This window comes from Paenibacillus sp. FSL R10-2771 (genome assembly GCF_038000205.1).
Lineage (GTDB): Bacteria > Bacillota > Bacilli > Paenibacillales > Paenibacillaceae > Paenibacillus_AQ > Paenibacillus_AQ phytohabitans.
The window spans coordinates 2890039-2902332 of sequence record NZ_JBBOBM010000001.1 but is presented as its reverse complement, the minus strand read 5'-3'; the positions used below and the strand labels follow the sequence as shown (position 1 = coordinate 2902332).

Here is a 12294-nt window from a genome sequence, read left to right as displayed (position 1 = left end):
AGCACAGTTCAGCACTGTAGATGCACCAAGTATTGTAGTGGCAAAACTATTAGTGAAGAATATCAGATTTAGTACCAACATAATGATTGAACCAGTAGCTACAGAGAATGAGAGTATAAAAAGATTATTCATTTCCAGATAATTCTCTATAAAGTATATACTCTCTTTCACCAGTATCATTATTACTTGATTCCTTAATTGCAAGTTCCCATCCTTCTTGTCCTAATATATTTAGAACATCTAAAAATTCTAAATTATCATCAAACCCTCTTTCAGATCCAATAAGATAAAAAGTCCACATATATCCTATTCTGTCAATCCGTTTTGAGAGTTGTCCATATTCAAATTTATTCATTGTAATATCCCCCATCTAAGTATTTTAGTAATATTTTACCACGGAAGATAGTACGTTAGCATCTAATATTTGGTTGCTAAAGTATTGCGAAATGTGAGAGTTGCTATATACCTGATATATTTAGAGTGGTAGAATTTAGGAAAAACACTTTGGAGGTTTAGGTTTGATTTGAATATATCAAGAAATAAAAACACATTGGCTATTATAGGATTGATAATTTTGATGGGACTTACTGGGTGCAATGGAACCCAACAAGAGAAACATAATAGTTCTACTCAGATAATTGAAACTGCCCCTACTGATGAAATAACAACATCTTCGATTGCCACCCCTATCCCTCCTTCTATAGAGCAAATCACTCTTTATAAATACATAACTGAAGAAAAGTGGACTGAAGCAAAAAAGTACACATCAGACATTACTTCACATAATGTTGCAGATTTAGAATTGTTAAAATCGTATATTGAAATCAGAATAGAATTTGCAGATTTAAGTAACAGTAATGATGAACTTAAATTGTATGAACCTATTTTGGCTAAGATAAACAAACTCAAACTTGAAGATTACTCTGGTGAATTTAAAGATCAGACAACCAAATTTGTTGAAGTGTTTCAGAAGGAACGAAATGATTACTATAATTCGTTAGCGGAAATCAATGAAGCGCTAAAAGTTAAAGAAAATAAAAAATTAGAATTGGTGACATGGAACAAAATAGAAAATGCAATAAATCAAGGTGATTTTAACACTGTTATTTCAGAAACTGTAATGTTGAAAGACACAAATAAAGATTTTTCTGCCCTCTATAATTTTGCCGAATCAGTTGTTAGTGGGCAAGATGGTGATGATGATATGATGTTTTATTATTTAAACGAAATTCCAATAGATTATAATGGAAAATTTTCTGATGTGATTTTAGAACAAAAGCTTCAAATGAAAAATAAAGAAGAATGGAAAGAAGATTATCTTAATCAAAAGAAATATAAGTCGGTTAAATCTACAAGTGAGAAAGAAGCCGAATCAACATTACCTTCCCCCTCTATCGGAATGACCGCAGATGAAGTGATTAATTCGAAATGGGGTACACCAAAAGATGTAAATAAAACAATTACAGAATATAGAGTATCTGAGCAATGGGTTTATTCAAACTACAGATATATATATTTAGAAGATGGGATTGTTACCGCCATACAATATTAGTAGCTCCTCTTATTAGCCTACTCACAAGTGGGCTTTTTCTTTATCCCAAATTCGTTAAATCCAATAAAAAAGTACATGCATCTGTATTCAATAGATGTACATGTACCTGTAAATGAAGAAGAATTTCAATTATCATCTTTCTGATGCATTTTTAAATTTGAAAAGTCACAAAAAACAAATTAGAAAACTGATAAAACAAGCAATAAACCCAGCATAGTCACATGCTTTGACTCGGTTTACAAATCACAAATAGGTCACAAAAAGCAGTCAAAACGGTGTATTTTCAGTCATTAATCAGTAAAAATCAGTAAATAGGATTTCATCACAAACCCTTTAACAGTAAGCTTTCTCAGTGTTTTCAAGGTGCTTTCAAGAGGCGAAAATTAGCCTATATGATTTTTACTTCACATCATATAACTTTGTCACATCAGGAGCAAGGGCACTGCCTTTCCCGGAAGCAGATTCAAGCCATAAAATGCTAAAACATGTTAAGATAGAATGACAGCCCTATCGGGCTTCCGGCAAACTATAAAGAAGGTGATTCCTATCAGTATTCAAAAAACCACCGACCGGAAAAACCTCGACCAGCGTCTGCCGCAGATGCCCTGGTTCGTCCAGCAGTTCATTGATTATAAACGTCCGGATCTGTCCCCCTCCACGCTGCTGGAGTATATCCGTGACTATGAATCCTTTTTCGGATGGCTGCGCGGTGAAGGTCTGTCCGTGGCTGCCAGCAATACTGAAATTACGCTGCTCGATCTGGAGACCCTGCATATGGACAGCATCGTCGGCTACCGCCTGCATCTGACAACCCGGGCTGAGAGTGCGAATACACGCGTTACCGTGTCCCGCAAGCTGTCCGCGCTTCGCTCCCTTTTCCACTACTTAAGCCAGATTGCGGAGGATGAGAACTTTTATCCGCTGCTTAAGCGTAATATTATGGCCAAGGTGGAGATCAAACGGATTCACAAACCGAAGGATACGGCCGCCAAGCTGAAGGGCAAAATTCTGGAGGATGAGGAGCTGCTGGAATTCGTAGGCTATATCTACGAGGGTTATGGCAAAGATGTAGAAGCCAACAAGCAGGCTTATTATTCTTTTCAGCTGAACCGTGAGCGGGATGCCTGTATTGCCAGTCTGATTCTGAACTCCGGCCTGCGCGTATCCGAGGTAGTCAATCTCAATGTGGATGATCTGGATGTGAACAACAAGCTGCTCTATGTCTTCCGCAAGGGTCATAATGACGAAACCTTCAAGACCCCGGTCTATTTCCGCGAGCAGGCCAAGGACGATCTCAGCTTGTACCTCAGCCTCCGCCAGTCCAGATACAAGACTCCGAAACGGGAAAAAGCGCTCTTCATCACCCTGCCAAATGGCAGCACTGAGGGCAAACGGATGACCAAGCGGGCGATTCAAGAAATGATTATCAAATACGCCAAGCGGTTTGGCAAACCTTATCTGACCGTACACAAGCTGCGGCACTCCTTCGCAACCGACTATTATCTGCAAAATGATATTTACAGGACGAAGGAACAGCTCGGACATGCTTCAACTGAAACCACCGAAATCTATGCCCATCTCACGGACAAAACAATGTCAGAAGCTATTGAGCGCCGTCTGGAGAGTGAATCCCCCCAATAGTCTAACATTTGCGAAAAGCTCCGGGCTGAAACTCATTATTCATGTGGAGGTATTATTCCTTTGATAGAAAATTATTTAAATTGGACTGAAACTCAGGACACTGGACTGCATGAGCTGCATTCTGACTGCCTGAACTGCTTTGGCCTCTGCTGCGCGGCGCTTCCTTTTGCCGCTTCCTCCGACTTCGCAATAGATAAGAATGCCGGACAGCCCTGCCCCAATCTGCGGGAGGACTTCCGCTGCGGAATTCACACGGAACTGCGGGAGAAGGGCTTCCGGGGCTGCACAGTGTATGACTGCTTCGGAGCCGGGCAGAAGGTCTCCAATCTGACCTATGGAGGCCGTGACTGGCGGCAGGCCCCTGAAACCGCCGGGCAGATGTTCGAGGTCTTCCTGGTGATGCGCCAGCTTCATGAGCTGCTATGGTATCTGCGGGAGGCGATAGCATTCCCCGGCGCTGATATTCTGCGTGATTCTCTTATGCTGATGATTGAACGAACCTTGAACCTGACTACACTCAGCCCAGAAGAACTCCTGACGCTAGATGTGCCAGTTCAGCGCGCTGAAGTCAACGAACTGCTGCTGCGCGCCAGCGAATTGGCACGTAATGCCGCGCGGGCGCAGCTGGAACCCGCTCCCAAGCGGCAGAAAAACTACGGCCGCTGGGCTGATCTGATCGGCGCCAAGCTGCGTATGGCCGATCTCCGCTGTGTCAGCTTACGCGGCGCATATCTCATCGCCGCTGACCTCAGCGGTGCGGATCTGCGGCATGCCGACCTGATCGGCGCTGACCTCCGCGACACGAATCTGAGCGGCGCCGATCTGCGGGATAGCCTCTTCCTTACCCAAGCGCAGCTGCAAGCCGCTAAGGGAGATTCGGCTACCAAGCTGCCGGGATCGCTTACGCATCCTGAGCACTGGTTAGCGGACAAAGGGTGAGACTAAGTTAGGCTGCTCTGCTGTTTTATATAGCAACAGGTGACTAGTTACTGGCGTATTTGTGTGTTGATTGAGGTTTTCAGTCTGCCTGTTACATATCTTCGGATACAAGCGCGTTTGTACACCTGATTCTCCCTTTTCCAGCCGCATGCGGATGATCATGATATCCTTAGGCCTGAATTGGGCTTTACGCGACAAAGTAGCAGTTTGAAGCATACTTCTGCTTCTGAGCTTAGATTATCAAGAAACCCGGATCGTAGTTGATCCGGGTTTCTTTTTGATTTTCATTAAGTATTCTGAGAACTTAGGGCTTTCCCTTGTAACCCGTTTTTCGGGATGCGCATTATGAAAATAGGAGCACGATGGGATGATCCTGCTGGCAGGTTGCTCTACTTTTTTGATTTTCTATTGTGAATTTTTCATATGTTGTAATATTAGAATTAGCCTCGTTGCTGCCCATAGCAGAATTGAAAATATTCACATCAAGTTTAGCCTTCATCACAGTAAATATTGGACCTGTTAGTCTGTTGGGGCAAGATTTTACGTTTTCAACCCGTGACGTGTGAGGAAGACTGATTATTTTGCCAAATCCTGCACAGAATACAACAATTCCCTTATGATTCCGGCTATAATCGAGAATTGTTGTACAAAAGGCATCAATTCTTCTCCCCCAAGCCGTTGAACAAACCAATTCTTGTATTTCATACAACAATCTGTCCGAACACCCCGATATTTTGGGGTCCGAGTTGCATTACGTACAACATTTAAGCCGCTACGATATGAAACTTAAGCAAACTTAAGCATCATCCCATCCACGACAGCATCTCATGCACTACCAGTAAGTCACTTTTCTATTATGAATTTTTCATATGGTGAAAATATTAAATAAATTATAAAACCAAACATCAAACGATAGTAACACATCAAGCGATAGTAACACATCAAGCGATAGTAACACATCAAGCGATAGTAACACATCAAGCGATAGTAACACATCAAGCGATAGTAACATCAAACGATAATAAGTCATCAAACGTTAAAATACATTAAGCGCCTACGTTTTATCCGCACTCATAAGTTATTCAACCCCAGTATTCCCCTTACATTTTCTCACAAAATGACATACTCAGCATGGCCATACGCTTGTCCATGCTGGTGAGCGCCCATCTATGAGGGTTTGTCCAAATTCCGGTTCGGGTTAAAGTCGGGGTTCGCGCCCGGGCTCTACTTGCTCTACTTGCTCTACTTGCTCTAATTGCTTCAGTACAGTTTCTTAGACTTTCCTTTCAAAGCTGATATGCGCTTCTGTTGAGGTTCCTGTCTCCCCACTACTCACCCCCGGATCTCCCCCGGCAGCTTAAGTACGGTTACCTTATTCCCGGAATTCATCTGACCGCTATCCGGCGGAATGACGATGAGGCAATCGCTGTCTTTGATCGTAACCGTCACGGAGGATTCGTCAACGCCGGCAGGATAAGCATAGAGAACACCCTCCCGGATCTCCAGCCGGGCCCGGACATACCGGGTGAAGGAGTTCTCCCGCTTATAATCCACGCCTAGCGCAGCAGTCCATTCCGGCAAAAAAGGCTGCGCCGCCCCCTGCATCAGCCCGATGACAGGCCGGGCGAACAGCTGGAACCCTACAAAGCAGGCTCCCGGGTTGCCTGATAAGGCCAGCAGAATAGTCCCTCCACGTACTGCTGCAGTTGTAACGCTGCCCGGTCGCATAGTTACTTTGTTAAACAGCATTTCGCCGCTTTGCTCGCGGATCAGATCACCCATAATGTCATAATCTCCGACGGACACACCTCCAGTAGTAATTACTAGATCATAGCTCTCCAGAGCCATCTGCACTTTACTTCGGGCAAGCTCCAGATCATCAACAATCGCACCCAGCATTACAGGCTCGCCGCCTGCTTCCCGTACAAGCGCCTCCAGCATAGGAGAGTTGCTGTTGCGGATTTTACCCGGAGCCAGCGGCTCGTCCACCTCAAGCAGTTCAGTCCCGGTGGCGAAGATTGCTACCTTAGGTCTGCGATGCACGGGAACATTCGCGACCCCCAGCGCAGCCAGTGCAGCGATATCACCGGCACCGATTATTTTCCCCTCAGACAGCACCAGTTCTCCTGTCCCCAGCTCCAGGCCGCACGGCGTAATATGAAGACCCGCCGCTTGCGGCTTGCGAATGCCCACATAAGTAACACCATCTTCCATCCGGCTCTCTGTGGCCTCCAACATAATTACAGTGTCCGCTCCATCCGGAACCTGCGCTCCGGTCATGATCCGCGCAGCAGTCCCCGTCGAAATCTCTCTTGACGCTACTACGCCGCAGGGAATAACATCTACCACCTCAAGCCACAGCACGCTGTTATCACCAGCAGATGCTGTATCTGCTGCGATAACTGCATAGCCGTCCATACTTGAGCGGTCAAATGCCGGAAAAGGATGCGGTGCATGAACAGACTGGGCCAGATAGCGCCCGCAGCTTTGATTCAAAGGAACCTCTTCATCCGAAAGGGGGATTGCATATGCTGTCAGCCGGACCTGAGCCTCTGTCACCTGAAGCGCCGAGCGCTGAAATTTATCATTGGTATATTCCTTGTTATGGTTCTCTGGATTAACCATGGAAGTAGTCCATCCTCCTTGTTAAGTTGGCAGTTTCCTGCATCTGCTGAGCTACGCCCATTTTAACATGCGGCACTACAAAGGGAAATTCAGCTCCGGCTGGCTCGCGCGCAAAAAGGGACGCACACGGCCTGTAGCAGGCAGTTGCATCCCTTAATCTCAATACGCTTCAGTTGTTAGCAGACTGATCTCTTCTGCTCCATGTTAACCTTAAGACGCACGAATCACTCTGACATCAGCCGGAATGACAGTTTCACCTTCATAGAGCATGAACCGGCCATTCTGCCATTCCACGCGCAGCAGCCGCGAATCATCCGACTGGTACTGCCAGACATGCTGCTCTCCGCCATTCATGTAAGGAGTCTGACCTGTAACTGCTGCATACCCCTCGTATTCTTCCTCCAGATAAAAGGTACAATCATCCAGCTCCAATGTAGCCGGTACCTCGGAAGGGCTATCCAGACGCCCGTCGATCGGATGATACAATCTGTATTGCAGCTGTTCCCGTTCTTCAATATACAGATAGGAAATCTGGCTTCCGTCGCGAAGCGTCAATACAGCAGCATTGCGGCCGCTGGTCTTCGTCCGGCCCGTTACTTCGTAAGTTACCAAAGATACTTCGCAAATATCTCCGGGAGACAGGTCGAGCATGCTTTTGGGCGCAGCGGGCGCCTCCGGCTTCGAGAACATATTACCGATCCTTTTCCATAAACCCAAAGCCATCAATCCTCCTAAAAGTTGTGTCAGCATACACTACGTCGATTTTCCTTCGCAAAACTCGCTTCGAAAGCATCCGCTTAGTTGTGTCAGCATACACTACATCGATTTCCCTCCGCAAAACTCGCTTCAAAAGCATCTGCTTAGTTGTGTCAGAGTAAGTATGTTATCCACGAATAAATGCAGCAATAATTAAAGCCCCGATTACATGCAAAGAGCCTGCAAGCAGACCGTAGCCGACTTTGCCCAGCTGAGTGCCATGATCGAGATCAAGCTTGCCTACCCTGCCCAGCAGCAGCTCGGCTGATTTTTCCAGAACAAACAACAGTACAAAAGATACAATAGAGACAACAAGCGCTTCCCCCAGCCGGCTAGCCGCAGCAATGGATGACGATAAAATATAGCCCTGAGCCCCCAGCTTCAGCACAAAGCGCGTAGTGACTGCCATATTGCCTGCTTTGAGTTCTTCCAAATCATCATAACGGGTAAACAGCGAATCCACGAACATCAGCACACACAGCAGTACTGCGCCGCTGACCGTCCACACTACCATGGACACCAGGGTATGGAAATCCATTGCTTTAGCCCCCGCTTGTTCAGATTACCTTCCAGGTAAGACAAAGATAAGGCGAAGGAGAAACCGCTAGTTCTGTCTCCCCTTCGCCTGTGGACAACCGCCTGAACTCCGGCTTATGCCAATATATTATTGTTTGTCGTACTGCTTCATCAGTGCAGCCAGCTCATCTTCTACCGCCTGGTCTTTACCCAGCTTCTCGAATTCATCATCCAGCGATTTGTTGCCGGAGCTCATCTCGTTGCTGGCTTCTGCCTGCGCTTCTGCCTGAAGCATCTTGTCTTCCATCCGTTTGAGACCGGCGGAAGCCGAATCGGAGCTGAATCCGCTCATGGCTTTGTTGATTTCAGTCTGCGCCTTCGCTGCGTTGTAACGGGCAACAAGGGTCTCACGTTTGTTCTTCATCTGTGTAAGCTGCTTGCGCATTTCTTCTAGCTTGCCGCGGAGATTGTCCGCTGAAGCCTTGTTCTGATCGAAGCTGGTTTTGTACTCTACGAGCTTGGCTTCAGCCGATTTCTTCTCTTCCAATGCACGGCGGGCCAGATCTGCATTACCGGCTTGTGCGGCAGCGTGTGCCTGCTGGTTACGCTTGTTCACCAGTGCTTCCTGCTCTTCGTACAGTTGCTTGAACTTCTTCTCAATAGCAATCTGGGCAGCTACCGCTTTCTCCGCATCTTCCAGATCCTCGGTCATATCACGAATGTATTGGTCGGTCATTTTGACCGGGTCTTCCGCTTTATCAATAATCGCATTCACATTGGACATGGTCAGATCACGCAATCTTTTAAATATAGACATGGTTCATTCCTCCAAAATAAAAGTTAGTTGCTCATTTGGTATCTTTTACGCAGGGAGTGCCACTATCGTTTCAAAAATTGTTAAACCTTCTGCAATAAATATTGGTCCACTTTGGTATTCACAATATTTACGACCTCCATAATGCCCTCTTTGGTCAGATTGTCATAATGAATCCCCATCACAACCGTGACTGTCACGTTCAGCGCAGCTGCTGCCCGGAGTGCAACCGATTCGCTGATGGTATGCTCCTTATGATGCGGGACCGCTGAAGTCATGACCCTGGCATTGTCACCATCCATATAAGCGGTGCTTGCCGCACCGATATGACGGACACCTCCGGTAATCAGCAGCAGCAGGTCACGGCCAACCGTGATTTCAGACAGCTCAATGTCATCAGGATGCGGCTGATCGGATGTCATAACAGAATTCCCCCTACCCATTATATTAACCATGGCAAGTGAAGATCTCTCAGGCTGTGCAAAAAAGTTATGCGAAATCGCAGGATCAGCCTTCCAGCTATACAATACCGCGGATTTCATCCAGCGAGCTGATATTCTCTTCAGCCATAAACTGCTGCAGTTCTTCGACAAGCGTACTGCCGGCCCGTAAATTCATGAAGTTGTACGTTCCCACTTGAATGACGGCTGCCCCGGCCATAATGAATTCAATAATATCGGTAGCTGAGGTGATGCCGCCCATCCCGATAACCGGAATGGATACACGTTTGGATACCTGATGCACCATCCGCAAGGCTACAGGTTTAATGGCAGGTCCGGACAGACCGGCATACAGATTATTAAATACACTGCGGCGGCGGCGCACATCAATCTTCATTCCTGAGATCGTATTGATCAGCGAGACGGCATCCGCCCCCTCAGCCTCACACATCTCAGCCATCTCTGCTATATCCTCGGCATTCGGCGACAGCTTCACGGCCAGCGGAAGACGGGTTGCTGCTCTAACTGCCCGGACGACCTCAAGTGCTGCCGGAGTCTTCACGCCGAAGGCGATGCCGCCCTCCTTCACATTCGGGCAAGAGATATTCAGCTCGATCATATCCACTGCCGGTTTGCCTGTAAGCAGGCGGGCATCCGCATCGCGCTGGATCAGCTCGGCGCCGAGCACGTAATCAGCCAGTGTGTTGCCGCCCAGATTCACGATACGCGCCGTGTCCAGCGTCTCCCAGTATGGGAGCTCCTTGGCCAGGAAGGCTTCCACTCCCGGATTCTCAAGTCCTACACTGTTCAGCATGCCCGATGCTGTCTCATACACGCGTACACCGGGATTTCCCGCTTTGGCATGGAGCGTCAGCCCTTTGCCGGAGATGCCGCCAAGCAGGGATACATCATAGAGCTTGCCGTATTCACGGCCGAAGCCAAACGTGCCCGAAGCCATAACAATCGGGTTCTTGAAATGAACACCGGCAATAGTAGCAGTTGTATTAATCATGGAACAGCACCTCCTCAGCCAGGAAGACAGGGCCGTCTGCGCAGGCCTTCCGTTGTCCATCCTTGCAGGATACACTGCAGACGAGACAGGCACCGATGCCGCAGGCCATGCGGTTCTCCAGCGACAGATATACGTCAGGACGCTTGCCGGCTGTTTCCGCTGCTATGCCCTTGAGCTGTGCCGCCTTCAGCATGGGATGGGGACCGCAGACAAATATATGATCATAGGCTGTGAAATCCACGCTGTCTAGAATGTGGCCGCCCACATCGACGGTTAGCTCGGCAGCAAGCGGACGGAAGGCTTCGGTACGGAAAGGTTCCCTGCTGAAGCCGAGGTAGATGTCACTCTCAGGAAGCTCCTGGGCGCAGTAATAGAGCGGAGCAATTCCGATGCCCCCGCCTACTAACGCAACCTTACCTTCCACATGCGGGAAGCCGGTGCCGAATGGCCCTTCGAGTTCAAGCTTGTCTCCCGGCTTCAGTCCGGCAAGAATCTCCGTGCCTTCCCCTACTACGTGATACAAAAAATCAACACCGCTGTCATTCACCTGATGTATGCTAAGCGGTCTGGACAGCAGCGGATAGGCTCCCCATGCCCGCAGCATGTAGAATTGACCCATCGCACCGCCGTTACCTCCTTCAACCACCAGGTGGTATACTCCGTCTCCAAGCCGCTCGTTACTTATCACCGTCGCCACGTTATCAAGCTCCTTCAAATTTAATCTTATTAACCATGCCTTAGAAGGAGCTTAAAATCTGTGACATACTTCACAATCACAGCCTTCTATTTCTTGTTCCAAATCCCGCGCAGATAAGGTTTAGGCAAATTGGCCTGATGTACCCCTCCGAGCGCTTCTTCCGCATGCAAAGTCCAGTACGGATCACTAAGCATCCCCCGGCCGACAGCCACAAGTTCGGCCCTCGCTTCGGTAATTACCGCCTGGGCTTCCCCGTAGGATTCCAGACGGCCTACAGCTATTACCGGTACCTGCAGTCCGCTGCGTATGTACTCAGCAAGCTCCACCTGATAAGCCGGTCCTGCATTAGGACCTCCATTAGAGCCGATCGGGCCTTCCCCGCCGGATGATACATGGAACATGTCTACTCCTGCAGCTTTGTAGCGGCGGCAGAATTCCAGCGCGTAAGCTTCATTATATCCGCCTTCTACATATTCCTTAGCGGAAACTCTCATTAGAAGCGGCATCTCCGCCGGCAGCACTTCACGCACCGCCTCCACTACCTGCTCACCGAACAGCGCGGGATCGCTGCCGTACTCATCATCCCTGACATTGGACAGCGGGGAATGGAACTGGTGGATCAGGTACCCGTGAGCACCATGCAGCTCAACGGTATCAAATCCGGCCTCGACCGCCCGGCGGGCAGCATCCCTGTATGCCCCGATCATCTCTGCAATCCCGTCCCGGGTCAGCGCACGGGGCGTTTGGGAATGTGCATCAAACGGGATCGCCGAAGGCGCAACCGGGGGATTGGCATCCACCGCCTTACGGCCGGCGTGTCCGAGCTGGATGGCGATTTTGGCACCCTGGGCATGAACAGCCTCTGTTATCCGCTTAAACGCCGCAATCTGCCCGTCCTCCCAGATCCCCGTATCCTGATTGGTAATCCGCCCGTCCGGATGAATCCCGCTCATCTCTACAATGATAAATCCGGTACCGCCGACAGCGCGGCTGACATAATGCACAAAGTGCCAGTCCGTAGGAATCCCGTCCTGCTTCTCAACTGCATATTGGCACATCGGCGGCATAACCACGCGGTTCTTCAAAGTGAGGGCCTTCAGTTCATAAGGTGCAAACAAATCTGTCATTCTTGTCTCCATCCTTCCCGTATCTCTCATCATTTGGCGGGCTTACCCCCGTATTCATTAAGTATACACGTATTTACGGACAGGTTAAATCTTTAGGTGATTCACATGCTGACAGCATAAATTCGCAAAGGCTGGGAATAACAACCCTTGTATTTCAAAATATCCAGCTGTGTGA

General features: G+C 48.2%; 12 protein-coding genes. 3 read left to right on the top strand and 9 right to left on the bottom strand.

Annotated elements, in window-relative coordinates; all coding sequences use genetic code 11:
* Positions 1 to 124: 124 nt before the first annotated feature.
* Positions 125 to 355, bottom strand: coding sequence for a hypothetical protein (locus tag NSU14_RS12640; protein ID WP_336101480.1), 231 nt, complete (start codon positions 353 to 355; stop codon positions 125 to 127).
* A 168-nt stretch (positions 356 to 523) separates the two neighbouring features.
* Between NSU14_RS12640 and NSU14_RS12635 the strand changes: the two genes are divergently transcribed.
* The 3 genes from NSU14_RS12635 to NSU14_RS12625 all read left to right on the top strand — a co-directional run bounded on the left by NSU14_RS12635 (position 524) and on the right by NSU14_RS12625 (position 4132).
* Positions 524 to 1552 (top strand): hypothetical protein, encoded by a 1029-nt coding sequence (locus tag NSU14_RS12635; RefSeq protein ID WP_336101481.1) that lies wholly within the window; start codon positions 524 to 526, stop codon positions 1550 to 1552.
* 546 nt (positions 1553 to 2098) lie between these two features.
* A complete protein-coding gene (gene xerS / locus NSU14_RS12630; RefSeq protein ID WP_340948932.1) occupies positions 2099 to 3193 on the top strand; it encodes a tyrosine recombinase XerS in 1095 nt (364 codons plus the stop codon).
* A 60-nt stretch (positions 3194 to 3253) separates the two neighbouring features.
* Positions 3254 to 4132: a pentapeptide repeat-containing protein gene (locus NSU14_RS12625; RefSeq protein ID WP_445670017.1), complete on the top strand. Its 879-nt coding sequence runs from the start codon at positions 3254 to 3256 to the stop codon at positions 4130 to 4132.
* Positions 4133 to 5464: 1332 nt separating this feature from the next.
* Here the strand turns inward: NSU14_RS12625 and NSU14_RS12620 are convergent.
* From NSU14_RS12620 to NSU14_RS12585, 8 genes are all read right to left on the bottom strand, one after another.
* Complete coding sequence (locus tag NSU14_RS12620; RefSeq protein ID WP_340945104.1) at positions 5465 to 6757, bottom strand: molybdopterin molybdotransferase MoeA; 1293 nt, start codon at positions 6755 to 6757, stop codon at positions 5465 to 5467.
* Between the two features lie 210 nt (positions 6758 to 6967).
* A complete protein-coding gene (locus NSU14_RS12615) occupies positions 6968 to 7474 on the bottom strand; it encodes a DUF4178 domain-containing protein (RefSeq protein ID WP_039299317.1) in 507 nt (168 codons plus the stop codon).
* Between the two features lie 166 nt (positions 7475 to 7640).
* The gene (locus NSU14_RS12610; protein ID WP_042137790.1) at positions 7641 to 8051 is read right to left on the bottom strand and encodes a DUF350 domain-containing protein; all 411 of its coding nucleotides are present in this window, start codon (positions 8049 to 8051) and stop codon (positions 7641 to 7643) included.
* Between the two features lie 126 nt (positions 8052 to 8177).
* The gene (locus NSU14_RS12605) at positions 8178 to 8846 is read right to left on the bottom strand and encodes a PspA/IM30 family protein (RefSeq protein ID WP_039299055.1); all 669 of its coding nucleotides are present in this window, start codon (positions 8844 to 8846) and stop codon (positions 8178 to 8180) included.
* 80 nt (positions 8847 to 8926) lie between these two features.
* Complete coding sequence (gene lpdD, locus NSU14_RS12600) at positions 8927 to 9265, bottom strand: prenylated flavin chaperone LpdD (RefSeq protein ID WP_042137791.1); 339 nt, start codon at positions 9263 to 9265, stop codon at positions 8927 to 8929.
* Between the two features lie 97 nt (positions 9266 to 9362).
* Positions 9363 to 10295, bottom strand: coding sequence for a dihydroorotate dehydrogenase (locus NSU14_RS12595; RefSeq protein ID WP_042137792.1), 933 nt, complete (start codon positions 10293 to 10295; stop codon positions 9363 to 9365).
* Positions 10288 to 10992, bottom strand: a complete 705-nt coding sequence (locus NSU14_RS12590) for a dihydroorotate dehydrogenase electron transfer subunit (RefSeq protein ID WP_076243028.1) — start codon at positions 10990 to 10992, stop codon at positions 10288 to 10290. The genes NSU14_RS12595 and NSU14_RS12590 overlap by 8 nt, the downstream gene beginning before the upstream one ends.
* Positions 10993 to 11078: 86 nt before the next feature.
* A complete protein-coding gene (locus NSU14_RS12585; RefSeq protein ID WP_042137799.1) occupies positions 11079 to 12119 on the bottom strand; it encodes an NADH:flavin oxidoreductase/NADH oxidase in 1041 nt (346 codons plus the stop codon).
* Positions 12120 to 12294 lie beyond the last annotated feature (175 nt).